This window comes from Bradyrhizobium sp. R2.2-H (assembly GCF_004346455.1).
Lineage (GTDB): Bacteria > Pseudomonadota > Alphaproteobacteria > Rhizobiales > Xanthobacteraceae > Bradyrhizobium > Bradyrhizobium diversitatis.
The window spans coordinates 1-26,651 of record NZ_SMBR01000008.1; the positions used below are offsets into that span (position 1 = coordinate 1).

At 62.5% G+C, this 26,651-nt stretch carries 17 protein-coding genes and 3 pseudogenes; 11 read left to right on the forward strand and 9 right to left on the reverse strand.

Annotation, left to right across the window (positions count from 1 at the left end):
- Nucleotides 1-91 precede the first annotated feature (91 nt).
- From EDE08_RS20765 to EDE08_RS20775, 3 genes and pseudogenes are all read right to left on the reverse strand, one after another.
- A pseudogene (locus tag EDE08_RS20765) lies at nucleotides 92-1,336 on the reverse strand (pyridoxal phosphate-dependent aminotransferase).
- A 6-nt stretch (nucleotides 1,337-1,342) separates the two neighbouring features.
- Nucleotides 1,343-2,899: an L-piperidine-6-carboxylate dehydrogenase gene (amaB, locus tag EDE08_RS20770; protein WP_131870694.1), complete on the reverse strand. Its 1,557-nt coding sequence runs from the start codon at nucleotides 2,897-2,899 to the stop codon at nucleotides 1,343-1,345.
- Between the two features lie 263 nt (nucleotides 2,900-3,162).
- Nucleotides 3,163-4,095 carry a LysR family transcriptional regulator gene (locus tag EDE08_RS20775; protein WP_207913054.1) on the reverse strand — a complete coding sequence of 311 codons (933 nt, stop codon included), beginning with the start codon at nucleotides 4,093-4,095 and terminating at the stop codon, nucleotides 3,163-3,165.
- 167 nt (nucleotides 4,096-4,262) lie between these two features.
- Between EDE08_RS20775 and EDE08_RS20780 the strand changes: the two genes are divergently transcribed.
- The 9 genes and pseudogenes from EDE08_RS20780 (at nucleotide 4,263) to EDE08_RS20815 (ending at nucleotide 15,489) form a co-directional block, all read left to right on the forward strand.
- Nucleotides 4,263-5,546, forward strand: a complete 1,284-nt coding sequence (locus EDE08_RS20780; RefSeq protein ID WP_131870695.1) for an NAD(P)/FAD-dependent oxidoreductase — start codon at nucleotides 4,263-4,265, stop codon at nucleotides 5,544-5,546.
- Between the two features lie 151 nt (nucleotides 5,547-5,697).
- Nucleotides 5,698-6,459 (forward strand): ABC transporter ATP-binding protein, encoded by a 762-nt coding sequence (locus EDE08_RS20785; protein WP_131870696.1) that lies wholly within the window; start codon nucleotides 5,698-5,700, stop codon nucleotides 6,457-6,459.
- Nucleotides 6,452-7,153 (forward strand): ABC transporter ATP-binding protein, encoded by a 702-nt coding sequence (locus EDE08_RS20790; protein WP_131870697.1) that lies wholly within the window; start codon nucleotides 6,452-6,454, stop codon nucleotides 7,151-7,153. The genes EDE08_RS20785 and EDE08_RS20790 overlap by 8 nt, the downstream gene beginning before the upstream one ends.
- Nucleotides 7,154-7,166: 13 nt before the next feature.
- A pseudogene (locus EDE08_RS39505) lies at nucleotides 7,167-8,042 on the forward strand (branched-chain amino acid ABC transporter permease); the annotation flags it as partial.
- A gap of 141 nt (nucleotides 8,043-8,183) precedes the next feature.
- Complete coding sequence (locus EDE08_RS39510) at nucleotides 8,184-9,176, forward strand: branched-chain amino acid ABC transporter permease (RefSeq protein WP_349627698.1); 993 nt, start codon at nucleotides 8,184-8,186, stop codon at nucleotides 9,174-9,176.
- A 3-nt stretch (nucleotides 9,177-9,179) separates the two neighbouring features.
- Nucleotides 9,180-10,409, forward strand: a complete 1,230-nt coding sequence (locus EDE08_RS20800; RefSeq protein ID WP_131870698.1) for an ABC transporter substrate-binding protein — start codon at nucleotides 9,180-9,182, stop codon at nucleotides 10,407-10,409.
- Nucleotides 10,410-10,494: 85 nt separating this feature from the next.
- Nucleotides 10,495-11,157 carry a helix-turn-helix domain-containing protein gene (locus EDE08_RS20805; RefSeq protein WP_131870699.1) on the forward strand — a complete coding sequence of 221 codons (663 nt, stop codon included), beginning with the start codon at nucleotides 10,495-10,497 and terminating at the stop codon, nucleotides 11,155-11,157.
- A 19-nt stretch (nucleotides 11,158-11,176) separates the two neighbouring features.
- Entirely contained in the window at nucleotides 11,177-12,169 is a 993-nt protein-coding gene (gene lhpI / locus EDE08_RS20810; RefSeq protein WP_349627690.1) for a bifunctional Delta(1)-pyrroline-2-carboxylate/Delta(1)-piperideine-2-carboxylate reductase, read from the forward strand.
- Nucleotides 12,170-12,171: 2 nt separating this feature from the next.
- Nucleotides 12,172-15,489 carry a molybdopterin-dependent oxidoreductase gene (locus tag EDE08_RS20815; protein ID WP_131870700.1) on the forward strand — a complete coding sequence of 1,106 codons (3,318 nt, stop codon included), beginning with the start codon at nucleotides 12,172-12,174 and terminating at the stop codon, nucleotides 15,487-15,489.
- Nucleotides 15,490-16,822: 1,333 nt separating this feature from the next.
- Here the strand turns inward: EDE08_RS20815 and EDE08_RS38495 are convergent.
- The 3 genes from EDE08_RS38495 to EDE08_RS20825 all read right to left on the reverse strand — a co-directional run bounded on the left by EDE08_RS38495 (nucleotide 16,823) and on the right by EDE08_RS20825 (nucleotide 20,997).
- Complete coding sequence (locus tag EDE08_RS38495; RefSeq protein WP_165936067.1) at nucleotides 16,823-16,999, reverse strand: hypothetical protein; 177 nt, start codon at nucleotides 16,997-16,999, stop codon at nucleotides 16,823-16,825.
- 422 nt (nucleotides 17,000-17,421) lie between these two features.
- The gene (locus tag EDE08_RS20820; protein WP_131870701.1) at nucleotides 17,422-18,855 is read right to left on the reverse strand and encodes a mechanosensitive ion channel family protein; all 1,434 of its coding nucleotides are present in this window, start codon (nucleotides 18,853-18,855) and stop codon (nucleotides 17,422-17,424) included.
- Between the two features lie 360 nt (nucleotides 18,856-19,215).
- Nucleotides 19,216-20,997 carry a DUF4142 domain-containing protein gene (locus EDE08_RS20825; RefSeq protein WP_165936068.1) on the reverse strand — a complete coding sequence of 594 codons (1,782 nt, stop codon included), beginning with the start codon at nucleotides 20,995-20,997 and terminating at the stop codon, nucleotides 19,216-19,218.
- Nucleotides 20,998-21,419: 422 nt separating this feature from the next.
- Between EDE08_RS20825 and EDE08_RS20830 the strand changes: the two genes are divergently transcribed.
- Nucleotides 21,420-22,148 carry a peptidoglycan-binding domain-containing protein gene (locus tag EDE08_RS20830; RefSeq protein WP_131870703.1) on the forward strand — a complete coding sequence of 243 codons (729 nt, stop codon included), beginning with the start codon at nucleotides 21,420-21,422 and terminating at the stop codon, nucleotides 22,146-22,148.
- A gap of 286 nt (nucleotides 22,149-22,434) precedes the next feature.
- Here the strand turns inward: EDE08_RS20830 and EDE08_RS20835 are convergent, their stop codons facing one another.
- Nucleotides 22,435-22,992, reverse strand: a complete 558-nt coding sequence (locus tag EDE08_RS20835) for a ferredoxin reductase domain-containing protein (protein WP_131870704.1) — start codon at nucleotides 22,990-22,992, stop codon at nucleotides 22,435-22,437.
- 509 nt (nucleotides 22,993-23,501) lie between these two features.
- Here EDE08_RS20835 and EDE08_RS20840 point away from each other — a divergent pair.
- The gene (locus EDE08_RS20840) at nucleotides 23,502-24,392 is read left to right on the forward strand and encodes a PRC-barrel domain-containing protein (RefSeq protein WP_131870705.1); all 891 of its coding nucleotides are present in this window, start codon (nucleotides 23,502-23,504) and stop codon (nucleotides 24,390-24,392) included.
- 153 nt (nucleotides 24,393-24,545) lie between these two features.
- Here EDE08_RS20840 and EDE08_RS20845 read toward each other — a convergent pair.
- Together EDE08_RS20845 and EDE08_RS20850 are read right to left on the reverse strand one after the other, a co-directional pair.
- Nucleotides 24,546-26,076: pseudogene (locus EDE08_RS20845) on the reverse strand (PQQ-dependent sugar dehydrogenase).
- A complete protein-coding gene (locus tag EDE08_RS20850; RefSeq protein ID WP_245524835.1) occupies nucleotides 26,069-26,554 on the reverse strand; it encodes a DUF2231 domain-containing protein in 486 nt (161 codons plus the stop codon). The pseudogene EDE08_RS20845 and the gene EDE08_RS20850 overlap by 8 nt, the downstream one beginning before the upstream one ends.
- Nucleotides 26,555-26,651: the final 97 nt, after the last annotated feature.

The following is a 26,651-nucleotide window of genomic DNA, read 5'->3' on the forward strand; positions in this document are numbered from 1 at the left end:
TGTGTGCCGGCCTCCTCGTCCAGCACACAGGGTGAATCAGATTTTGACTCCCATGGGAATCCCTCCCGATCCAAGTCGGTCAGATTTTGCTCTAGAGTAGTTGTGCGGACGCCGTCGCGATGCGCCGACGGGTCTCTTCGAGTTCTGCAGCCGAAGTTGCGTAGGAGATGCGGAAATACGGCGCGAGACCAAATGCCGACCCGGGAACGACTGCGACGCTGACCGTCCGCAGCAAATATTCTGCAAGGGCCATATCGCTCTCGACGATGCTGCCGTCGGGCGCCTTCTTGCCGATGAGGCCTGCACAACTCGCGAACGTGTAGAACGTCCCTTCGGGCACGCGGCAGGTGATACCCTTGATCTCATTCAATGCGGAAACGACGAGATCGCGGCGTGCCTGAAACGACCGGCAATGGTTGCGCACGATGTCCTGCGGACCGTTGAGGGCTTCGACGGCTGCGGCCTGTCTGATAGACGATGGACAGGACGTCGACTGGCTCTGCACCGCGGCCATGGCGCGAATCAGCGCGCGTGGTCCGCCGACGTAGCCGATGCGCCAGCCGGTCATCGCATACGCCTTAGAAAGACCGTTGACCGTCAGAATGCGGTCACGAAGCGCCGGCTCGATCGCAGCCGGGGTGACAAAGCGAAAATCGTCGGAGACGATATGCTCATAGATGTCGTCGGCGATCAGCCAGACGCGCGGTTGCCTCAACAGGACGTCGAGCAACGGCTGATGGTCCGCCGCGGAGTAAGCGGCGCCGGTGGGATTCGACGGCGAATTCAACATCACCCAGCGCGTGCATGGCGTGATCGCCGCTTCGAGATCGCCCGCGGAGAGCCGGAAGCCGTTGGCTTCCGAACATGGCACCAGAACCGGCTTGCCGCCTGCAATGAGGACGATGTCGGCGTAGCTCACCCAGAACGGCGTCGGGATGATGACTTCGTCGCCCGGGTGTCGCCCGGGTCGAGGGTCGCCATCATTGCATTGTAGAGAACCTGCTTCGCACCGCTTGAGACCGTGATCTCGTCCTGAGCGAAGTCGAGGCCGTTGTCGCGGTGGAATTTGGCGCGGATGGCGGATTTGAGCGCGGGCGTACCGTCGAGCGCGGTATATTTCGTCGCGCCTGCGTGCATGGCGCGCCGCCGCGTCCTTGACGTGAGCGGGCGTGTCGAAGTCGGGCTCTCCGGTGCCGAGGATGATGACATCCTTGCCCTGGCGCTTCAGATCCGTGGCGAGGCCGGTGAGCCTCAGGATCTCCGAGACCCCGATCGCCGACAGGCGGGAGGACGGCCGGAAATGCGACGACGTCTGCAGCGACACGTTCACGGCGATTTCCGTTCATTCGACGTCGAACTTGACGCCCTGGGCGAGCGGCAGCGTGCGGCCATAGTTGATCGTGTTGGTGGCGCGCCGCATGTAGGCCTTCCAGGCATCCGACCCGGATTCGCGCCCGCCGCCGGTTTCCTTCTCGCCGCCGAATGCACCACCGATCTCGGCGCCCGAAGGGCCGATGTTCACATTGGCGATCCCGCAATCGGAGCCGCGCGCCGACAGGAAGGCTTCGGCCTCGCGCAGATCGTTGGTGAAAATCGAAGACGACAGTCCCTGCGGGACGGCATTGTGCAATTCGATCACGGCATCGAAGTTGCTGTATTTCATTACATAGAGAATCGGCGCAAAAGTCTCGCGCTCGACCGTTCCGGTCTGTCCGCTGATCTCGACCAGCGCTGGGCGGACGTAGAACGCCCCGTCGGCGCCCGAGACGGCGACGCGCTCGCCGCCGAAAACGGCTGCGCCTGCGGCCCTGGCTTCGCCAAGGGCGCGCTGCATCGATTCATAAGCGAAGCCGTCGATCAGAGGGCCGACCAGATTGTCGGCGAGAGGATTGCCGACGGAGACGGAGGCATAGACCTTCTTCAGCCGCGGCACGAAGCTGTCATAGACGTTCTCGTGAACGAAGAGGCGTCGCAGCGTGGTGCAGCGTTGACCGGCCGTGCCCATTGCCGCAAAGGCGACGCCGCGCAGCGTCAGCTCGAGGTCGGCAGTCGGGGTCACGATCGCTGCGTTGTTGCCGCCGAGCTCGAGAATAGCGCGGGCGAAGCGCCGGGCGAGTTTCGGCGCGACGGCGCGTCCCATCGCCGTCGCACCGGTCGCCGAGACCAGGGGGACCCTGGGGTTGTCGACGACGGCCTCACCGATCTCGCGTCCTCCGATCAGCACGGCGGACAATCCGTCGGGTGCCAAGCCTCCGTCGGCCTTGAAGCGCGTCAGGGCGCGTCCGAACAGCGCGTCCGTCGCCAAGGCGGTGAGGGGCGTCTTCTCCGATGGTTTCCAGACGATGCTGTTGCCGCCGATCAGCGCCAACGCGGCGTTCCACGACCAGACCGCGACCGGAAAGTTGAAAGCCGAGATGATGCCCGTGACGCCGAGCGGATGCCAGCTTTCCGCCATTCGATGCTCGGAACGTTCGGTGGCGATCGTCAAGCCGTAGAGCTGGCGGGAAAGCCCCGCGGCGTAGTCGCAAATGTCGATCATCTCTTGGACTTCGCCGAGACCTTCGGACTTGATTTTGCCGGCCTCGATCGAAACCAGCCGGCCGAGCGTGCGCTTGTTGGCGCGCAGCTCCTCGCCGAGCAGTCGTACCAGTTCACCGCGTCTGGGAGCAGGGACCAAGCGCCATGCGCGAAAAGCTGCGTGAGCCTTTTCGATGGCCGAGGCCGCGTCATCGGCATCGACCTGCCTGACATGCGCCACGGTTTCGCCTGTGATCGGCGTCGTCGCGACCAGCGTACCGCCGGTGTAGCTGGCGGGTTCGACGCCGAGTTCAACCAGAAGCGCGTCGACCTCGGCCTTGAGCGAAAGCTTTCCTGCCTGGTCGGACGGTTTGACTGACATGAGGCGTTCCTTTCAAAGGGCTCGCGTTGATTTCAAAAGAGGCTGCTGTCAGCGGTTGGCTTGAGAGACGTCACGATCGCTTTCTCTCGGGGGCGGGGCCCGTGAAGGCGATGTCCCATCTCGTAGAGAGGATAATGACCCGGCATTTTCAAACGATAGAAGTTCAAGAAGTCATTCCTGCGTTGAATGACCGAGGGGAGCCAAGCTGATATCGCTCGGAATTGAGGGCCGGTCCGCAGACCCGCCCCTTGTCAGGGGGACCTTCAACGATCCGCTGCCGTTTCCAGGAGAAGCCATTCCCGGAAGGCAACAAGTGGTGGATGGGACGCCCGGTCGGTCGGCCACACCAGATAGTAGGCCTCGGTGCTTTTCATTGGCAGATCGAGGGCGCGCACCAGCTTGCCGGTGCTCAGCTCTTCCTCGATGAGAAATTCGGGAAGCAAGGCAATGCCTAGTCCGGAAATCGCCGCCTGCGCTGCGGTGGCGAACTGATCCAGCAGCATACCATGGACGGCATGGGCGTCTACGCCGTGCAGCGTCAGCCATTGCTCCCACGCGTCCGGGCGCGTCATCAAATGCAGGAGGGGAGCCTTCCGGAGATCGCCTGCTTCCTTGAAACTGTATTGGCGTCGTAACTCGGAACTGCAGGCGGGTACCACGGTCTCCGACCGCAGCAATGCCAGTTCGCCCCCTTGCCATTCCGGGCGGCCGAAATGGATCGCGGCGTCGACGGGCTCCAGCCTGAAATCGAAACTCGACAGCCGCGTCACCAGATTGATGGTGATGCCGGGATTGCCCGCAAGGAATTTGGGCAGCCGTGGCGCCAGCCATCGTGTGCCAAAGGTCGGGAGGATTGCGAGAGTCAATGTGCCGCCGAACGGATTGGCTCGCAGGTTGAGCGAGGCCGTGCTGATCTTGCGCAGCGCGTCGCGGATCTCGCGGGCATAGGCGTCTCCGCCCACGGTCAGGCGGATGGTCTGCCGCTCGCGATGAAACAGCTCGACTTCGAGCTGCTCCTCCAGTGCCTTGACTTGGCGGCTCACGGCGCTCTGCGTTAGCGACAGCTCCCTGGCCGCGGCTGTGATGCTCCCCGTCCGCGCCGCCGCTTCAAAGGCGGCCAGCAGAGGCAGCGAGGGTAAGAAGCGGCGAGGGCCCTGCACGTCATTCTCCGGGCGAATGAGGTCTTTACCAAACATGGCTTGGCCCGTCGCCGCTGGCAACGCTAGATTACCGCCGGACCCGCAGTCTAGGTGCTCGGCACCCCGCAACGGTCGGCATCCCACTTGCCGATTTGGAATGAGCCAGTCAACGCGCCTCGGACAACCCGACCCGCGGGCGGACGCAAGAGAGGACGTCGGAGCCGATGCTAGGCAACGCCAGATCCCACGGTCTCTGGGAATTGACCGCACCACCGGCGCCTGACACCGCCGGGCTGAACGGCTTGATCAAGGTCGACACGGCCATCGTCGGCGGCGGATATACTGGCCTGTCGGCCGCGCTCCATCTCGCTGAGGCGGGTGCCAATGTCGCGCTGCTCGAGGCGGTGGAGATCGGCTTTGGCGGGGCCGGCCGCAACGTCGGGCTGGTTAATGCCGGCATGTGGGTGATGCCGGACGTCCTCAGCGACGTGCTCGGCGGCGACTACGGCGAGCGTCTGCTCGAACTGTTGGGCGACGCCCCGAAACTGGTGTTCGATCTGATCGAACGTCACGGCATCGCGTGCGAGGTAGAGCGTGCTGGCACGCTTCATTGCGCCGTCGGTCTCAAGGGGTTGAAGGAGTTGGAGCAGCGCGTTGCGCAGTGGAGCCGCCGCGGGGCGCCGGTTGAGTTACTGGACGCGAACGAGACCGAGACGAAGATCGGGTCGTCAGCCTATGCCGGATCGCTACTGGATCGGCGCGCAGGAACGATCCAGCCGCTGGCCTATGCGCGGGGCCTTGCCCGCAGCGCCTTGAGTGCCGGCGCCAAGATATTCACTCGCAGCGCGGTCACCTCGGCCGAGCAGATTGACGGAAAGTGGAAGCTGCACACGGCGGGCGGCCGCGTCATTGCCGATCGCGTCATCGTGGCGACCGATGCCTATGCGACAGGGCCCTGGTCCGAAGTGAGAACGGAGCAGATCCATCTGCCCTATTTCAACTTCGCCACCCAGCCGTTGTCCGACAACGTTCGCGAATCTATTCTTCCCGAACGGCAAGGTGCCTGGGACACTAATGAGGTGCTGAGTTCGTTTCGCTTCGATCGCGCGGGCCGCCTCGTGTTCGGAAGTTGCGGCGCGCTCCGAGGGACGGGTGTTGCGGTTCATCGATCCTGGGCACGACGGGCGCTGAAGAAGCTATTCCCGCAGATCGGTGACGTCAGGTTCGAAGCGGAATGGTACGGCCTGATCGGCATGACCGACGATCACCTGCCGCGCTTCCACAAGCTCGCCGAAAACGTGTTCGGCTTCAGTGGCTACAACGGGCGCGGCATTGCGCCCGGTACGACGTTCGGACGGTTGCTCGCCCTCTACGCGCTCGGACGACTCCACGAGAAAGATCTGCCGCTCCCGGCCTCGGCGCCGATCAAGCCGCCGTTCCGGAGCGCCAGGATGGCCCTGTACGAGGTCGGGGCACAACTCGTCCATCTGATCGAGGGGCGGCGGTAGATTTCCCGACGGGCCTAAAAATTCAGCATTCTGCCAAAAATATCTTATCGGAATAAAGTTGACGATAGGAAACCTATGATCGAGGATGGGGCCGCGGTCTGGTCACCTTCGTTTCTCCGATCCGACATCCAGGCGTCAGCAAGGCAAAGGCATGATGGACGGCGTCGCTTATGCTTTGGAGGCCCGCGGCCTGAGCCGCGAGTTCGGCGGCTTCTTCGCCGTCAAAGACGTCAACTTCCGCCTTGCCCGCAACAGCATGCACGCCGTGATCGGCCCGAACGGAGCCGGCAAGACCACCCTGTTCAACCTTCTGACGAAATTCCTCCCGCCTACAGCCGGCGTGATCCTGCACGAAGGCGATGACGTCACCCGCCTTGGCATGCCGGCGATGGCCAAGCGCAGCGTGGTGCGCTCCTTCCAGATCTCCGCGGTCTTCGCCGGATTGACGGTGCGCGAGAATATCGAGCTCGCGCTGCTGCGCGAGCATGGTCTCGCCTGGAATCTGCTCGGCCGAATTTCGCGTCATCGCAGCGTGCTGGACCGTGCTGATGCGCTGCTCGCGCGCTTCGGCCTGTCGGAATATGCCTGGACGATGGCGGGCAGCCTTTCCTACGGCCGCAAGCGCGTGCTCGAACTGGCGACGACGCTTGCGCTCGAGCCCAAGGTGTTGCTGCTCGACGAGCCGATGGCGGGACTCGGTCACGAAGATATCGGCCGGGTGACGCAATTGATCCACGAGGCGGGGAAGGACCGCACGGTATTGCTGGTCGAGCACAACATGAATGTGGTCGCCGAGCTCGCCGACACCATCACCGTGATGGTGCGCGGCGAGGTGCTGGCGGAGGGAAGCTATGCGGAAGTCTCCTCGCGCGCCGACGTGATGGCGGCCTATACGGGGCAGGCGCATGGCTGAGACCCTAACGGTCGGCAAGCTGCAGGCCTGGTACGGCGAGTCCAAGGTCTTGCACGGAGTGGATTTCAGTGTCCGGGCGGGCGAGGTGGTGACGCTGCTTGGCCGCAACGGCGCCGGCAAGACCACGACGCTGAAGGCGATCATGGGTCTGCTGGACAAGCGCGCGGGCTCGATCGCGCTTGACGGCCACGAGCTGATCGCTGCCGCGCCCTACGACATCGCGCGCAAGGGAATCGCTTTCTGTCCCGAGGAGCGCGGCATCTTCGCGAGCCTGAGCGTGCGCGAAAACCTGCTGCTGCCACCGAAGGTCGCCGCCGGCGGCATGACGGTCGCACAAATCCTCGTGCTGTTTCCAAATCTGAAGGAGCGCCTCGATAGCCAGGGAACCAAGCTGTCCGGCGGCGAGCAGCAGATGCTGGCGCTCGGGCGCATCCTGCATACCGGCGCGCGCATCCTGCTGCTCGACGAGCCGACCGAAGGTTTGGCTCCCGTCATCATCCGCCAGATCGGCCGCACCATCACGGAACTGAAGACGCTAGGCTTTACCATCTTGCTGGTCGAGCAGAACGTCGGCTTCGCCGCCGGTCTCGCCGATCGGCACTACGTCGTGGAGCTCGGCCGCGTCGTCGAGGAAATTCCGGGCGCGGAGTTCGAAGGCAGGCTTGGCGCGCTCAAAAGCTATCTAGGACTCTAACCGAACGGACATCATGACCACGATCCTCGGCGTCCCTTCCGCTGTCCTCTATGGCCAGCTCCTGCTCGGGCTGATCAACGGGGCCTTCTACGCCATGCTGAGCCTAGGCCTCGCGGTGATCTTCGGCATGATGAACATCGTGAACTTCGCCCACGGCGCGCAGTACATGATGGGCGCGGTGGGCGCGTGGTTCCTGCTCAATTATCTCGGCGTCGGCTATTGGTGGGCGCTGATCCTGGCTCCGCTCGCCGTCGGCGCGATCAGCATTGTGATCGAGGTGGTGCTGCTGCGACGCCTTTACAGGCTCGATCATCTCTATGGCATGCTCCTCACATTCGGTCTCGCGTTGATGGTGCAGGGCGCGTTCAGCAACTGGTTTGGATCTTCCGGCCAACCCTATGTGATTCCACAGGAGCTGACGGGAGGTCGCAATCTCGGCTTCATGTTCCTGCCGAACTACCGGGCCTGGGTGATCGCGGCATCGGTGGTGATCTGCTTCGGCACCTGGTACGTCATCGAGCGGACCAAGCTTGGCGCCTATCTGCGCGCCGCAACCGAGAACCCGATTCTGGTTCAGGCGTTCGGTATCCGCGTCCCGCGCATGATCACGCTGACCTACGGCGCCGGCGTCGCGCTTGCCGCGCTGGCGGGCGTTCTGGCCGCGCCGGTTTACCAGGTCAGTCCGCTGATGGGCGCGGACCTGCTGATCGTCGTCTTCGCGGTGGTGGTAATCGGCGGCATGGGCTCGATCATGGGCGCGATCGTGACCGGCTTCCTCGTCGGCATCATCGAGGGTCTGACGAAGGCCTTCTATCCCGAAGCCTCGACGACGGTTGTCTTTGTCGTGATGGCGGTGGTGCTGCTGATCCGTCCGGCCGGATTGTTCGGCGCGAAGCTCGAGGCGGGGCAGGGTCAACCGCAGTCCAGCCTGTCGGCGACTGCGTCGTCAACGCGCAAGCAGACGCTGATCTTCCTGGCGCTCGCCTGCTGTCTCGCGGCGGCGCCGCTCGTCGTCTATCCCGGCTTCATGATGAAAGCGATGATCTTCGCGCTGTTCGCCTGCGCCTTCAACCTGGTCGCCGGGTATGGGCGGCTCGTCTCCTTCGGCCACTCGATGTTCCTTGGTTCCGCCGGCTATGTCTGCGGTCATGTCGCCAAGATCTGGGGGCTGCCTCCCGAATTTGCGATCCTGGCCGGGACCGCAGTTGCGGCGATGCTCGGCCTCGTCATCGGCTGGCTCGCCATTCGTCGCAGCGGCATCTACTTTGCCATGGTGACGCTCGCCTTCGCGCAGATGATCTATTTCGTGGCGCTGCAGGCGCCTTTCACCGGCGGCGAAGATGGGTTGCAGGCAATTCCGCGTGGCATGCTGTTCGGCCTGATCGATCTGTCGCGGCCGGCCAATCTCTACGCCTTCGTGCTGGCGATATTCCTCGGCGGCTTCTTCCTGATCATGCGCCTGGTGGGCTCGCCGTTCGGGCGCGTGCTGAGGGCGATCAGCGATCACGACGCCCGCGCCCAGTCGCTCGGCTTTGAGACCAGCCACTACAAGCTCGTTGCCTTCGTGCTCTCGGCGGCGCTTGCGGGCGTTGCGGGTTCGACCAAGGCGATTGTCAGCCAGCTCGCCAGTCTCACCGACGTGCACTGGTCGATGTCGGGAGAGGTGCTGCTGATGACGTTTCTCGGGGGCGTCGGCACGCTCTACGGTCCGCTCGTCGGCGCTTTCATCGTCGTCGCCATGCAGAACTATCTGGCTGCCTTCGGGCAATGGGTCACCGTCATTCACGGCCTGATCTTCGTCCTCTGCGTACTCGCCTTCCGGCGCGGTATCGTCGGCGAGCTGATCGAGTTCTGGCATAGCCTGCGCCGAACCCCGGCGGCTACGCCCGCCGTGCTCCATGAGGTGACCGTCGCGCCGCAGGAATGGGCTGAGAGATTTCGAATAGTGGCTTCGCCGTCGGGGCGGAGCACGACAGGACCGGGCCAACCCGCTCGAGAGAGTGGATCTGACAATAGGGAATAGATGATGCAACAGACGCCTTCCAAATCCTTGCGCGGGATCGCGGCCGCGCTCTGTCTGGGTTCGTTCGCCGTCGGCGGTCAGGCCGCGGCCCAGGTCAGCGACGACGTGGTAAAGATCGGCGTGCTGACCGACATGTCCGGCCAGTATTCCGACCTGAACGGACCGGGCTCGCTCCTGGCCGCGCAGATGGCGGCGGCCGATTTTGGCGGCAAGGTTCTCGGCAAGCCCATCGAGATCATCGGCGCCGATCATCAGCAGAAGGCCGACATCGGCGTCGGCATCGCCCGGCGCTGGATCGAGAACGAGAAGGTCGATGCGATCTCGGACGTCACCAACAGCGCCATTGCGCTCGCGGTGCAGCAGCTGACGCGCGACACCAATCGTGTCGCGCTCTTCTCGTCGCCGGGCACGACGGATCTGACCGGAAAGCAGTGCTCGCCGACCGGCTTTCATTGGGTCTACGACAACTACTCCAACGCGGTCGGACCGATGAAGGCCCTGATCGACAAGGGCAACGATACATTCTTCATCATTACCGCCGACTTTGCCTTTGGGCATTCGCTCGAGAAGATCGCGAGCGAAGCGATCACTGCGAACGGCGGCAAGGTTCTGGGCACCGTCCGCCATCCCTTTGGCGCGAGCGATCTCTCGGCGTTTCTCCTGCCGGCGCAGGCATCGAAAGCAAAAGTCATCGTGCTCGCCACCGCCGGCAAGGACATGACGACGGCAATCAAGCAGGCCAATGAGTTCGGCATTATCGCGGGCGGCCAGGCAATCTCCGCGCCGGTTATGTTCATTACGGACGTTCACGCTCTCGGCCTGTCGACCGCGCAGGGCATCTCGTTCATCGAAGGCTTCTATTGGGACCAGAACGACGAAACGCGCGCCTTCGCCAAGCGCTTCTTCGAGGCGCGCAAGGCGATGCCGACCGCGCCGCAGGCCGGCGTCTATTCCTCGATCCGGCACTATCTCAAGGCGATCCAGGCCGCCGGCACCGATGAGGCCAAGGCCGTGGCTGCCAAGATGCGCGAGCTGCCCGTCGACGACTTTTTCGCCAAGGGCGGCAAGGTGCGCGAGGACGGCCGCATGGTCCACAACATGCTGCTGGTCCAGGTCAAGAAACCTTCCGAATCGAAGCAGCCATGGGATTATTATAATGTCGTGGCGACCGTTCCCGGCGAGCAGGCCTTCCAGTCTCTTGCCCAGAGTGAATGCCCTCTCGTAAAGAAGTGAGGCAGGGTCCCGGCGGTCACCACGTGCCGCCGGGACCGCCCGCCGGTCATGGAAGCAAATCGAGAATAGACGGAAGAGAAACGCGATGAAGAAGTCTGCGACGCGACCGTCGCTGAGGGAGACCGCGGCCACCGAGAGTGTGCCTGCGCGTTTTTCGGCCGACGTCGCGCCGGCCGAGGGAGACGATGACCTCGGTCACAGGCTGAAGCGCGTACGGATCGACAAGGGGTGGACGTTGAAGGAGGTAAGCGAGCGAACGGGCGTTGCGCGCTCGACCCTGTCGAAGATCGAGAACGGCCAGATGTCGCCGACCTATGACGTGCTCCAGAAGATCACGCGCGGCGTCGATCTCGACATCGTCGAGTTGTTCGACCAGCGTCGCCAGAACGCGCCGTTTGGCCGCCGCAGCGTCACCCGAAAGGGGGAGGGCAAGCCGCATCCGACTGACACCTACGACTACGAGGTGCTGGCGACCGACCTCTCGCAAAAGCACATCCTGCCGTTCAAGGCGCGGATCAGGGCGCGCAGTCTGGACGATTTTCCCGGCTGGGTGCGTCACGAGGGCGAGGAGTTTTTGTGCGTCCTGTCCGGTACCATCCGGGTGTTTACGGAGTTCTATGCTCCCGTCACGCTCGAAGTCGGTGACAGCACCTATTTCGACAGTAACATGGGCCACGCCATCGTGTCGTTGAGCAAGGAGGATGCTGAAGTCATCTGGATTTGCACCGGCATCAGCGCACTTTCATGATTTGGACGGGATGATACCGATGCTGCGCAGTTACTCCGCTGCAGACGTCCATGCCGCGCTCGCCTTTCCCGGGTTGATCGAGGCATTGCGCGCAGCTTTCAGACGCGGTGGCGAACCGATGCCGTTGCGGCAGGCCTACGAGGTCGGTGTCGACGGCGCGCCCGCCAGTCTCCTGACCATGCCGGCCTGGATCCGCGGCGAAGCCCTCGGCGTCAAGCTCGTCACGGTGTTTCCGCAGAATGCGGAGCGTGGTCTCGGAGCGGTATCGTCGCTCTATTTCCTGCTCGATGGTCAGACCGGCCAGCCGCGCGCGATGATCGACGGCGAGGCCCTGACCAACCGCCGCACGGCTGCCGCTTCAGCTCTTGCATCCGACTATCTGTCCCGCACTGACAGCCGCACGCTGCTTGTCGTCGGAACCGGCCATCTCGCGCCTCACCTCGTTGCCGCGCACTGCGCCATTCGTCCGATCGAACAGGTGCTGATCTGGGGGCGCAATCCTCAGCGCGCGCTGGCCCTGGCCGAGACGCTTGTCCGGCAGGGCGTCAACGCAACTCCCGCGGCGGACCTTGCCGAGGCTTTGCCGCAGGCTGACATCGTGAGCTGCGCGACGACCTCGACCGAGCCCTTGGTCAAGGGGGCATCGCTGCGGCCGGGAACCCATCTCGATCTTGTCGGCGCGTTCAGGCCGCAGATGCGCGAAAGCGACGATGAGGCCATCTCGCGCAGCCGCGTCTTTGTCGATACCTTTGCCGGAGCGCTCGCCGAGGCGGGAGACCTGCTGCAACCCATCGCGGCCGGACGCTGGAGCGCCGACAGGATCTGTGGCGATCTGCATGAACTGACAAGGGGCACGAGGCCGGGTCGCCTTCACCACAACGAGATTACCCTGTTCAAGTCCGTCGGCGCGGCGATCGAGGACCTCGCGGCCGCGAGCCTGCTGGTGAACGACGCCACATCGGGTTCCCTCGTTCGGCCTTCCGAGCGAGGGCGCGCGACAACGAAGGCCTGACCATGTCCAAGCAGGAAATGCCCGGCTTCTGCACGTTGTGCCGCTCCCGCTGCGGCACGCTCAACCTGGTCGAGAATGACAAGCTTGTCGCCGTGCGGCCGAATCCGGCGCATCCGACCGGCAAGGCGTTGTGCCCAAAGGGCAGGGCCGCTCCGGAGATCGCACACTCGGCCCGGCGCCTGAAGACGCCGTTGCGACGCACCGCGCCGAAGGGGGCAGCCGATCCGGGCTTCATGCCGATATCCTGGGACGAGGCATTGAGCGAGATCGCTGAACGGCTTGGGCGCTACCGGGAGGAGACCGGTCCGGAATCAGTCGCGTTCGCCGTGACGTCGGGCTCCTCGTCCTCGACATCAGACAGCCTGGACTGGATCCAGCGCTTCATCCGCGGCTTCGGCAGTCCCAACAACTGCTTCTCCACCGAGATCTGCAACTGGCACAAGGACCACGCCCACGCCTTCACCTTTGGCTGCGGCCTGCCGACAGCGGACTATCGCAACTCCGAACTGATCCTGCTCTGGGGCCACAACCCGGCCAATGTCTGGCTGGCCCAGGCGGAGGCGATCAGCGCTGCGCGGGCGCGGGGCGCCAGGCTTGCGGTGATAGATCCGCGCCGGACCGGCTCGGCGCGTGATGCCGATCTGTGGCTGCGGATACGTCCCGGCACCGATGCTGCGCTGGCGCTCGGGCTGGCGCGCTGGCTCATTGTCAACCGCGCTTACGACGTCGCTTTCGTTCGGCATTGGACCAATGCTGCCTTTCTGGTCCGCAACAGCGACGGCCGGTTTCTGCGTGCCGGCGATATCGGGCTGCTGGGTGACGGCTTCCTGGTCTGGGACGAGGGCGCAGGTAGCGCAGAGCGCGCCGAGAATGGACCCGCTGCGGCTGCGCTTGAAGGAAGCTTCGAGGTCAGCGGCCCCGACGGACCTATCGCCTGCCGCACCGCTTTCGATCACTATGTTGCGGCGGCCGCGCCTTACGATCCCGCGACGGTCGAGCGCATCACCGGTATCCCGGCGGCGCAGGTCGAGCAACTCGCGGCTGCGATCGCGGCCGCGGCATCAGTCAGCTACCACGGCTGGACTGGACTCGGACAGCACACCAACGCCTCGCAGACCGAACGCGCCATCGCCACGCTTTATGCGCTGACCGGCTGTTTCGATGCGCCGGGGGGCAATGTCAGGATGCCGAGCCTTCCGGTGCCGTCGCTGCATTCCATCGCGATGATCCCGCCGGAGACGAGGGCGCATACGCTCGGGCTCATGGAGCGTCCGCTCGGCCCGCCAACGGACGGCTGGATCACCTCCAGCGATTTCTACGACGCGGCGCTGACCGGAAAGCCCTACCGAGTGCGCGCGCTGTTCGCATTCGGCTCCAACCTCCTGGTCTCGCATCCTGCGCCGCAGCGCGGACGGGAAGCGCTGAAGGCACTTGATTTCCAGGTCCACTGCGATCTGTTCCTGAATCCCACCGCCGAAATGGCCGACATCGTGCTGCCGGTGTCGAGTCCCTGGGAGCACGAAGCGCTCCGCCTAGGCTTCGAGATCTCGCCCGAAGCGCAGGAACTGGTGCAGCTGCGCCCGCAGATGATTCCGCGGCAGGGCGAGGCTCGTTCCGACATGTGGATCGTGTTCCAGCTCGCCAAACGGCTCGGCATGGGCGAACTGTTCTTCGACGGCGATGTCGAAAAGGGCTTTGAACATCTGCTCGCCCCGCTCGGACTCGACCTCGCGGCGCTACGGGCGAAGCCGGAGGGCATTCGCGTGCCGCTCAAGCATCTCCACCGCAAATACGAGACGACAGGCTTCGCCACGCCGACCGGCAAGGCCGAGCTCTATTCGGAACTGCTGCATCGCCATGGCTATCCCGCGGTGCCGCGCTTCGTCGAACCGGCCGAGCCGCGCGACGAGGCGTTTCCGCTGACACTGTTTTCCGCCAATAGCGGGTATTTCTGTCATAGCCAGCATCGCGGCATCAATGCGCTGCGCCGCAAGCGCGCCGAGCCGACCGCCGAGATCCATCCCGAACTCGCCCGCCGCAGGAATATTCTGGAGGGTGACTGGATGCTCGTGCACAGCCGCTTGGGCACGATCCGGATGCGTGCCGTCTGCAACGACGCGCTCGCGCAGGATGTGGTGGCGAGCGATTACGGCTGGTGGCAGCCGGCGCCGGATCTCGGCTTGCCGGGCTATCTACCGGACGAGACGCGCACCGTGGGCGCGAGCTTCAACGCCATCATCTCGGAAGACGGGCGTGATCCGCTCAGTGGATCGCTGGCGCTGCGCTCCTTTGCCTGCGATGTCGAGCGTGGCGAGAGCAGTGCCTGGCGGGGTTGGCGATCGTTCGTCGTCGCGGAGCGCCGCGAGGAATGCTCCGATGTGGTGGCGCTGACATTGCGGCCAGTGGACAACGCTCCGCTTCCGTCCTTCCGGCCGGGCCAGCATATCAGCCTCCGGATGGGCGATGCGATCCGCTCCTATTCGCTCACCGGAGCCGCGGTCGCCTCGCCCGATGGCTATGACATCGGGGTCAGGCATATCGAGCGTGGACGGGTCTCGACGGCGATCAGGCACGCGCTCGCGCCCGGCGACGTCGTCGAGTTGCAGTCGCCGAAAGGTGGCTTCGTCTTGCCGCTGCGCAACGAATTTCCGGTCGTTCTGATCGCTGGCGGCATCGGCATCACGCCGTTCCTGTCCTATCTCGAAACGCTGGAGGGGAATGCCGGCGAGCCGCGCATCGCGCTGCACTATGGTTGCCGGGATGACCGGAGCCGGCCGTTCCAGAATCGGCTTGAGGCGCTGCAGCAGAGGCTGCCGAACCTGACGCTGGTCACCCATTTGAGCCGGCCGCAAAGCGGCGACCGCTTCGACCGGCTGGGCCGATTCACAGTGTCGGACATCGATCCCGAACTATTGCGCAAGCGGGCGCGCTTTTACATGTGCGCATCCGATGCGATGATGGAAGAAGTCAACGCGGGACTTCAGGCGCGCGGCGTGCCTGCCTTCGAGATATTCAGGGAACGCTTCCGTTCGCCTGCGCCACCTGTGCTCGATGGCCTGATGCCGCGCCAGCTTCATTTCGCTCGCTCTGGCCGCACGCTGACATGGTCGCCGCAGGCACCGCTTACTAGCATTCTTGCGGTGGCCGAAGGCGCCGGTCTCACGCTGCCGAGTGGTTGCCGCGTCGGACAATGCGAGAGTTGCGCCGTGGTAGTAAGGACCGGCGAGGTTCGTCATCTCATCGATTGTCCGGAGCTGGATGAGGAATATTGCCTGACATGCCAGGCGGTACCGCTTTCCGACGTCGTCATCGACGCGTGAGGTGGTCTGCCGAAGTCGCGTTTATTTTCGGCTGCTACTCCGAGTTTGCGCAGGTTGTCGCTGCTTGCTTCAAGCTTGCTCAAATTGGCCCATGATCGACTGGAACGAGAGTTCAGATGTTTCAATCGGTTAGAAGGCGACGTGTGCACAACGTGTGCACCGGGAGATCAAGAAAAATCCGATGAGAGCAAGCGTGGGCTCAGTCGCGCGATCTGCCGCGCATCAATACACCTGTCGAAATACACGCGCCACAATCTCGTCTGCCGAACGTAGCCTGCGGAAGTCTCTGCTCGAACGTAACACCGCTCGCCCATAGTTTTGACGGCCGAGTTTGGTTTGGAGCGGCTTCGAAGAAGGACCGGTTTCGCTGCAGACCAGGAGCAACCAACGCGGTCCTCCGGCCGGAGCAACGCGCCCGGCATCGCCATCGGCATCGCGGGTGCCGCGCCAATTTCCGAACTCTGCGAGTATCTCGACTGGAAGATGGCGGCAAAAACGAAAGTCCAGCGCAGCTGATAATCGATACCGAGCCCAGCGCGAAATTCGCAAGCCCTCAATCCGCACGAGAATCTGCCCAGCAACGAAACGTCCCGTGAACGAATGAAGGATTGACGTTGAGCGAGACGCCAGTCGATGGGCTCCGCTGCTGCTGCAGGGTCCAAATTCATGGCTCCGCCCGCTTAAGAGTCCAGACGGACCTTCGAAGGCCATTGTAGATAAAGGTAAAGCTGTCCAAGCCGAGCGGCTCCGCAGTAACATTCTCAAGCGAGGTCAAGCAGGTCTCAGTGTTGTACCGGCCAACGTTGCGGCCCCGGCTGGGGCATTGGGGGCTTTTGAGGCCGGGGCCGCTTTGCCGGTTTGGGGAAACCGACGTAGTATAATGGCCTCTCTCAGCAACCCTTCCGTATATGACGGTACGGTGCCGCGCCCAGCACTTAACGCCTCGATCTCACGCGAAATTGCTGTGTATGCCGGCGGGTGCTGCCAGTGCTTCGTTCGATCGGAAGGAAAGATCGCACTAAGCCGCGTCAAGTTCGGCCCCCGGTGAGGTAATCGACGCAAATGGCCAGTTGGTTCTAAGGAACTGATCGGTCTCGAGGCGTCTTCCTGAGAATCCGGTGCCACCGAGACTTCTGATTATCAGGCTGAGCGGAGCTAGAACTCCGACCCGAGCTTTGGCCACAGCACAACGAGAGGAGCTCTTGCTCCTTCGCACGCGCTTGACCTTTCAGCTGCACGTTAAATCGCTGCAATTCGTCAGCGGAGGCAGTCGGGATTCTCGCCGCTGCAAATGCTTTAACTGTCTGTCTCAAGTAGCCAAAGCGAAGCAGTTCTAGAGGGCCCAGCGATCCTCTCGTTTGCGAGCCGCGTTCTCGTTGAGGCGTTGCGCTATGTCTTCTGCCAACCGGACCGACCGCGCATTGGCGACCTTCGTTCCATCTTGGGTGACCAAGGCATCGCCATCGAGCATGAGAGGAAAATCTTCAGGATGCAGTTCCGCTTTCTCCATGTGAGTGCTCCAGCTTGTGCTCTCGTTAATCGATAAAATGGGGCGCGCAGCCGTTGTCCACGCAATGCGTGTGTCGAATGGCAGCACGAGACGTCCGCGCGCATGTTCGCTTCTAGTTCACCTGATGCACGTCAACCCGGATATCGACTATCCGTTTCGAGTGGCTTTTGCCGCGCCTTGTGACTTAAGAGCGCACTGCCGTCGCGTGTTTTCGGCGCTCTTAGGCAGCCATCGGCTGTGGTGCTTCGTGACGTAGCCATGGTGGCCGGATGACGGAAGGACACGGCCTTGACGAGCTGTCGAACGTTCCTTCAGTCGAGTGTGCTTCGCCCGATTTGTCGAACCTAAAGCCCGGAATGACCGGGTCACATCCTGTGCCTGCGTGCTTTTGAGCTCTGCCCCGCAGTCCGCCCGCGGCAGCGTCAAGACGTTAGCAAGTTTCTCTCCTGTCCAGGCGGATTTAGTCCGGTCTCCTCCGTCAGTTCCGAGAATTCATTGCGCAGATCGCCCTCAGCGGTGCGTGCCATAGCTCTGTCGTGGGGGGGCGGCGGCGTCGTCCAACGGTCGATGTTCGTCTTCGCTGCATCGGCCTGGATGATTGGGACGCCGTTCGGGAACACCACCTCGCGAGCCGGGTCCGGAAGCTCGATCCCAGCGTCGATCAGCGCATCCTTCGTCAGACGCATCAGAGACGAACTGATCTTTTCGGGCGAGTAGGTCGCGCTGGCGAACCAGTAATAAACCCGGAGATTGATGGTAGCGGCGCCCAGCTCCTGGACCAACACGAGCGGCTCCGGGCTCTTCAGTACCGCGGGATGCTGCCGCAGAACATCAGCAATCAAGGCCTGTGCCTTGACTGTCTGCGAGCTATAGCCAACGCCTACCGTATATTCCGCGCGCCGACTAGCCGCGCTGTTGTAGTTGGTGATCGTGCTCTTGAAAACGATTGCGTTAGGAATCTGAACGTAATTGCCATCCAGCGTCAAAAGAGCAGTGGTCCGCATGTTCAGATTCCGGACTATCCCTTTCTTCCCGTTTACCTCGATCAGGTCGCCCGTTCGAAACGGATTCCTGACGCTAAGCAGAACACTCGCAAGAAAATTCTCGGCGATATCACGAAAGGCTAAGCCGGCCACGATGCCGACCACCCCAGTGCCGCCAAGCAAGGTCAGCGCAAGCCGCGTCAGGCCGGACACGCGGAGGACGAAGTAGATGCCGAGTAGGAACACCGGGATCGAGATGAGGCGCGCGACCACGCGCAGGAGAAGGGGCGAAGCAATGCGAGTCGCGAGAAGCCGCAGGGCAGCGCGGCGTACAATGTGGAACAGCAGCCAGGACAGGAGAATGATCGTGATCGCAAGCACCACCCAAGGCCATGTCTGCAGAGCCTGCCGTCCCATCCGCGCAAACTCCGCGCGTGCAAAGCCAAAGGTCAACTCAGTGTCGGTTTCGACCTCGATGCGATTGACCACCGCGACTGTGCCTTCCGTGCTTTCCGCAAGTCGGCCGGCCCAGCGCCGATGTTCAAGCGTATCGGTGTTGCCGTTAAGGAACACGACGCCTTCACGAACAGCAACATGGGCGCGTTGGAACCATGTCGTGGATGCCAGAATGCGCTCAATGCGTGCGGCAATCGCAGCGTCGCCGACCTTCGGCTCTACGCGAATCTCTTTGCGTGGCTCTTGATCGGGCGGATCGCCTCCAGGTCCGGCTGGCAACTGCGCGGTGGCGGCAGTCGAGTTGCACATCGTCAGTCCGGCCCAGATCGCGAGCAGAATGCCGAAGGCGCGTAGCCGGAATGGGGCGCGAAGCTCACGAGCCGTGCCGAGGTGACTTGGGCAGGGTTGCCGCCCCATTTGGTCCTCCCGAAATGAAATCAACGGGAAGGTGGGTCAGCATGTTCCATGGCGTCCAACACGGCGATGTCCATGCCGGATGAGCGGACGCTGATCTCCCGGGAGTGGCTGCATCGGGGTTGAATGGTCGCGATTGGCTGCGGCGGTCGGTAGGGCGCTAGGAAATGAAGGAGAGTTTGTTCTCTCGCAAACATGCAAAAGAAAGTCACCCTGGGCACAAATATGATGCCCGTGGGAGCCGACCTGCTGTGACAGGGCGACCACCCGCAGTGCGATGCGGCTAGGGGACGCGCCCGACGACTAGGCGCGTCCCAAGTAGCGGCGCACAGACGATGTTGCCGCGCAAATTTCGGGATCGCGCTATTTCCGGATGCGGACCGACTGAGCATCGTCCAGCACGGAGCTGTTGGGAAGGCGGTCTTCCCAGTCCTGCATGTTATCGATGTCCTGGTCGGTCAGGCCGCTGACGACGAGGTGGTCCCCTTTTGCGTGAAACCGTTCGACGGGCAGTGCGACTTCGTCCTGGAACAATCCGAGAAAGCCGCCGCTCGCGAGGATTACGAACCGTGCATTCGTGTTTTCATCAACGACGACCTCCTCGACCTCGCCAAGCTTCTGTCCGCGCGCATTGTACACCGGCATGTCGTTGATCCGGCTAACGAGCATCAACGTAGCGCTGCTATCAATTCCGGCGCCTTGGGTGAGGTTGCTGTCGGCGCTTTTGTCGCTCTTGCCCCGACCGGAAGTCGTGCTGCTTGTCTCTTCCGCGCGCGTCAGTTGGCGGGCGCGATCACGCCAATTCTGCTCACCCTGACGCTCCCGCCGAGCCGTCGCGGACTGCTGCGCATCGGTTTGCGCATCCGAAGACTGGGCAGTGCTGCCGCTCCGCGAGCTCGCCACCTGCTGCTGCCGAGTGCTGGCCGCCGACTGACGTTCGGATTCATAGCGGACCTTTGGCTCTTGCTCGGTGGGGCGATAGACGACGCGAGGTTCACCGGCCCGTTCGAACTTCACTTGAGGGCGCGCGCGCTGATATTGCACCTGGGCCGCTTCGTCGGCCGCTTCGTCAGATCGACCTTGCACCTGCACGCGCGCGGAACCCGCTTGTTGTTCGACATTGACCTGCGGTGGCGGTACGTTCACCGACACTTTCGGTTCGCGGTCCTGCACGTCCACATTCGGCGGGGGCATGTGAATGACGACTTCAGGAGGCGGCTGATCGATGGTCACGGTCGGGGCCTGCTGGCGCACCGTGACCCGCGGTCGGGGCTGCTCGACGTTCACTTGCGATCGTGGGTCCGTCACCGTCACTCGCGGCCTTGGTTGCTCCACAACGAACCTGCGGGCGGTATCGCCGTCCCGGGTGCGGGATTGCTCGGAGCGCCCATCAGCGGGACTCCGCTGGGACTGGGATGGCTGATTGGCGGCAACATCAGGCCCGGATTGCATGGTCTTTCTGATTGACCGTGCCGATCTCAAGTGTGTTTTCAACGTGGGCAAGTTCTCCTGTGCAAAATGCAGAAGGGGCGACCCACCGCGCTCATCTTGCTGTGTTGCTGCTTGGGTCGACTGATCCTGTGCCGTCTGTCCGGCCTGAGATCGCGTGTTGTTGCTCCCCCCATTCGCCTGATCCTGTCGCACTTCGATGAAATTCTCGAAAAGGTCGATCGCCTGCTCGTGTCCGCGGACCTGCATGCGGATGAAGCGCCTATCGAACCGATCGTCCGACGAGCTGTCGAGCCTATCAATAAGGCCGGAATGTTTCTTGTCGAGCTGCGTGGGTATGTCCGTTTGCCCGGCTAATTGAGCAATCCGATCTTGAATCCTTCGGTGATCATTGACGATACGCTGCGAAAACTCTCGTAAGTCCTGATGCTGAGATCGGTCGAGAGCCATCTTGCCGGCACGTATCTCGAACATGTTCACGATTGCGACCTGTTCAATGAAGTCGCGATCGCTCATCTTCTGGTTCTGGGAGGTCCGAGGGGCTTCCGCGCGCTGCTGCTGTCGCTGGTCGGATTGCTGCCGCTGGTCAGACTGGGTCAGGTTCTCGCTGCGGGGTTGGGCCTGCATCGCACCGGTTGCGGCCAGTGTGACCACAAGGGCGGTTGTGCCAAGCAGCATCTGTAAGTTCGGGCGCATCTCGTACTCCACTTGCTTTGGACATCGGCCGAGCCGACGATTTGCACACGTCTCGTGGCTCTGGCGCCACTGCCAGGTTGAAGGCCGTTCTCGGAAGGAGACGGCGATGTCCCGGGCAACTTCACCCGGAAGCCGACGTTCCTGATGAGCCGGTCGACAGCAGGTACGAAAGCAGACAATGCGCATTACTGCCGATGTCGATTGGCAATGCGTCATCCGAGCTCAGGGCAGAGTCCGCTTACACAGCATAAGAAACGTTCGACCATTTGCCGCACATCTGGTCGGTTCGAGACGGCTAACTCAGCCTACCGTCGTGGAACGGTACGGAAGCAGACGAACAACAGTTATCGTGCACACATGCAATCATGAACCGTTGTGGAAGCCTGGCGTTGGGCCGGTATCGTTGAACAAATGGAGAGAAAATGATGTGGCGAACGATTGTAGCACTGCTCGCAACGACGGCGCTGGCAGCTCCGGCTGTCGCGCAGCAGGCAAAGCAGAATCAGAGCACTCAGAAGAGCCAAGGTACGCAGCAGACGGAGCAGAACAACCAGCAAGCCGCGAAGCAGAGCGGACAGCAGACGACCAGCCGGCAGCAGAGGAACGGGCCCAGCATGTCGTACGATGTCCAGAGCCTGGATGAAAGCCAGATCCGTCAGATACAGCAGGCGCTGAACAAGAAGGGCTTTCACGCTGGAAATGCAGACGGGACGTGGGGTGAGGAAACACGTCAGGCAGTCCGAAATTTCCAGAAGGCGCAGGATATGAAGGAGACCGGGCACCTCGATGAGAGGACCGTTTCAGCCTTGGGCGTTCAGTTCGATCAGGCGTCCCTGCGCTACGACGTGCAGAACCTGAAACCAGAACATATCCGCGCGGTTCAGCGAAGCCTGAATCAGAAGGGATTTGACGCGGGAGAGGTCGATGGTACCTGGGACGACGAGACTAGATCGGCGCTGCGCAATTTCCAGAAGTCGCAGAACATGAAGCAAACCGGTGCCCTCGACCAGAAGACTGCAACCGCACTCGGAGTTCAATTCGCGCAGCAGGAGAGCGGCGGCCAGACGACCGGAGCCGCAAACCAGCAGGGAAGCAAGTCGAGCCAGCAAGGCACCGGGCAAAGCGGAGCACAATCTGGCAACCAGAAGTAAGGCTGAATAGGCGTTCGTAAACGAAACTGCCTAGCTGGGGATTCGATCGGGTCTCCAGATGGTTCTCAGGAAGGAGGAACGGCTCCTGTCAAAGGGGCCGTTTCTTTGTGCTGAGTTGTAAGCTCCGAGCCGCGGGACCCCCTTTCAAGCCCACCACACCGAGCTGCTGGCCTGCCGGCGAATGCGTCGACTCCTCAGCGGCTGGTCGCGCATCATCCCGCCTAGGTGCGTTAGGCTGAAGGCCCATCCTTTTTCAGGACAAATGTCGATAGGCGCTTGGCCTCGTTTAGGAGCCCCCGGGCGACATGCAATAGGCGACGATCTGGCTCGGCCTATCTTGCCGACAGGCCACGCTTCGCTCGTCCAGAATGTCGGTGGAACCTCGCGGGCAATATGCGTTGATGGCGTACTCGCCGTTCTGGCAGACGACTATGCAGTCACGCTCACAAGGCTGCTTGACGACACGAAGTAGGGGGGTGCGCTCGGAAGCGGCTGAAGCCGAGCCGTTCTCTTTCGATACGTCGCCGAGCTTCGGAAGAGGCGCATTGCAGTTCGTGATGTAGGTTGGCCGCTCGTCGGCGCCTGCCCGAATTTGGGCCAAGCAGTCGCCTGGCAAATACCTCACTCGGAAGGTGAAACGACCGTAGCCATTGGTCCATTCGGAATAACGTCCATCAAGCGTGACGCGCTGGTTAGGTTGGGACGTTTCGCCTCGGATCGTAAGGACACCCGCGCTGTAGTGGCTCTCCTCAATTGTGATCTCGGCCAGGGCATCCTGCATTGGAACGAGCGCAATGAATGGACTTAGAGCGACTGTGATGATGAGCCATCGAAAGTTTCTCATGTTGCCCCCCTGCAACCTTCGAAGCGACCGCTGCCGATACTGGCATCGGATTGCGCAACCCGCTCATCCGTGACGTGAGGTTGGCCGTAGCAACTAAAGCGGGGCTCGCAGCAACCGATGGTCTCGGGATAGCTGAACGCGTCCATGCTCTTCATCCTGTGCCGACTAAACCACTAGCCATCGCCAAGGCGACTACTGGCGTAAAGCTTTCGCGTGATCATCCGTTCGCATTTGAATTGCCCGGCGGTACGTTATCGGACCGACGTTCTGGGGGTAAGCCGTCAAAGATGGGCCGGCAGTTCCGAGTTCAAATGCAGGGCCGAGCTACTCTTAGAATGACGTACGCGGCCGAGCAGCGCTTCAGCGCGGAAGGCCAGAGCAGCGCGCCCCCGCTCTGCGACAGCTCTGGGCGCCGACGGCGGCCAGGCTGCTCATTTCGCTCGTTGCGCAGAGTGTGAACTACCGACGTCGTTGATGCACGGCGATCCGCGCCGGCCAGGAACGGGCCGTTGTTCGACGCGTTCAATTGCACGACCGCCACCGCGAGCGATCAGGAGGTCCACATGAACCGTCAATGCGTGCTACTGCTCGGAGGAGTTTTGCTGGCTTGCTCAACGGGCGCGGAGGCACAGCAACGGCTGACAGGGGAGGTTCCGGGCGACCGGGGCGAACTCGTGAAGCCAATCGTTCCAGGGCCGCCGACCTATACTGGCGACGCTTCGCAGAAGCTGCGACGGCAGAGCGATCAGCTGTGTGAACTGCCGGAAGAGGGCTATCTGGATCCTCGTGTCGCAAAGCCAGCGCCGCCGCTCGTGCCTGCGCAGCTTTACTCTGGATGGCTCGCAAGATCGCTTTTGGGACAGAAAGTGTATGGCCGGGAGGGCCACCAGATCGGCGAAGTAGAAGATATCCTGTTTGGTCCGGACGCAAGCGTTGCCGCAATTATCGTCGAGGGCGGAGGTTTCCTGGAAGTCGGCGTGGGAGCATTCCGAGTTTCGTGGGACCAGGTCGATCTGACCCCTAGCCGGAATGGCGTTGCGATTAATCGTAGCGAGACCGAGGTGGAGCGCATGGACCTGTTCGATGATGGCAAGGTTCAGAACGATCGTCACGAATTCCGTGTCTCACAGATCATCGGAGACTGGACACGCATCGGCAATGAGACCAATCCTTGCTTCATCAAGCGCGGTTATGTCACCGACGTCGTGATCGATCGGGGCGGAACGCTCCGCGCAATTCTAGAGTCGCGATCATTCCGGCTAGGTGGAGGGATCTACGCCTATCCGTTCTACGATTATCAAGCTGGCTGGAGACCTCACTACGGCTACTACGACCTTCCACTGGAAAATATGTCGCAGCCCGCTCCCAAGGTACGGCGAGAGCGCTTCGCCGGTCTTTGACGGGGACCCGGCGCCAATCTAGCCTCGAAGGGAGCCCGATTGGGGGCGTTGCATGATCACCAAGGACCTGACGCCCCGAGTTTGAGTGGCATCGGCATCGGTGACGGCAGCCAAACCAGTCCGTTGGATTCGGCTGGACTGAGCTATGATCCATCATTTGCCCAGCACTTCTGGCTTTCCCGAACCTGCAGGCGGCAGAGCGGCGGGAGCGATGTTCATCTGCGGTGGCTCTGGGGAAGTCGCTTCGCTGGAAGAGCCGGCAGGGGAGGTGGCCTCCTGCTGCCCAGTCGCGCTCTGCCCGCGACCGCCCGCAAGGCCGACCGTGATCTGATCCGTCCCGACCGGCTCCGGTGTGGAGCTGCCATCGGCAGCGGCAACGCGCCAGACCTTGTTTCCGGCGTCGTCCGCAACGAGCAGCGCGCCGGTGCCGTCGATCCTGAGGCCAACGGGCCGACCGCGCGCCCGATCGCCGTCGAGGAAGCCGGTCACCACGTCGCGCGCCTTGCCGGCGGGCGCGCCGTTCTCGAAGGGAATATAGACCACCTTGTAACCGGAAAAGGAGTTGCGGTTCCAGCTGCCGTGCTGGCCGACGAAAGCACCACTCCGATATTCTCCTGGAAGGGCTGAATTCAGCGTGAATGTCATTCCCAGCGCGGCAACGTGGCTCCCCAGCGCGTAATCAGGAGCGATCGCCTTTTCGACCATATCAGGACGCGGTGGGTGGACGCGCTCGTCGACGTGATGGCCATAGTAGCTCCATGGCCAGCCGTAGAATGCCCCCTGTTTGACCGAGGTCATGTAGTCGGGGACGAGATTGGGACCGAGTTCGTCTCGCTCAGAGTTCGCGCGTTTGCGGATGGAATGTCAGGCCGTTGGGGTTGCGCAGGCCAGACGCATAGACGAGGGAGGCGCCGGTCTGCCGGTCCACCTGCCAGATGGCGGCGCGTCCCTTCTCGGCCTCCAGCCCTCTTTCCGCTACATTGGAGTTGGAGCCAACCGACACGTAAAGAAAGCGGCCGTCCGGACTGAGCGCGAGATCCTTGGTCCAATGATGGTTGATCGGTCCGCCGGGCAGCGGCGTGAGCACCTTCGGCTGCGGAGTGATATTGACGTCGCCGAGCCGGTAGGGATAGGCCAGAATCGCATCGGCGGCGGCCACATAGAGCGTATCGTCGTACCACGCCACGCCGAAGGGTGAATTTAGGTCCGTGAGCAGGTCACGGCGCTCGTCGACCTCGCCGTCGCGGTTCGTATCACGCAAGAGAGTGATGAGGTTGCTCTTCTTCTGTTCGCCGCCACCTCCTTGCGCGTACGACATGATCCAGCCGCGGATGAGGTCTTTGGGGCGCGCGACCGGCTTGCCGGATGGAGCGCGTGACTGAATGACGAGAACGTCTCCGTTCGGCAAGGTATGTATCGTACGGGGATGAACCAGGTCGCTGGCATAGGCCGTGATCTTGAGCCCGCCGGCCACGGCCGGCGTCTCGCCTTCACTCCAGCCGACCACTTCAGCCACCTTCAAATTGGTCAAAATGGAGTGGCTCGGCTTCGGCAGGAGAGGCTCAGGACCGATCTGCTGCGAAATGTCGAAATCCGTGCCGCCGTCGCTGCAGCCCGCAAGGGCTGCGACGAGCAGGGAACTGCTGACAAATGCGGCGCCCCGCAACCGGATACATCTAGTCATGTCGTCTCACTCCCACGCCGTAGTGAAATACGAGTGCACGGCCAAGCCAGTTGCTGATGACCATGGCGATGATCGTCGCAACGGAGAGAATGAGACCCCATGGCACAACGGCGATCCATCCGTCTCTGGCGTGAGCAAGGCTGTTGAGGAAGGCCAACGCGAGGACAATCACGCCACCAATGGCATGGGGCCATGCGGGTTTCGCGGCACGCACAGCCGAACTGAACAAAAAGGCGATGACGCCCGCAACCAAGGCAAGCGCGCCGGAGACTAGCCCGGCCAGGAGGAGCCAGGATGAGAACTCCTGCCACATGAGATAGGATGTTCGCCAGTATACGATGTCGGTGAACAGTGTCAGCGTGAAACAGACGGTCGGGAACTGCGCGAGCATCGAGTGAATCGGTTGACCGCCGATTGCCGCGGTCGCGGGGGGATGCATATGCGTCATCATGGTGTCCACGACGGTTACTTCAACCATCCGAATTTGCGGGCGGGCGCATCGTTCCTCCGAGCACCGAGCTAGGTCTGCAAGCGCACCTACAATTGTCGCCAACGGAGCTTGCGAACCGCATGCC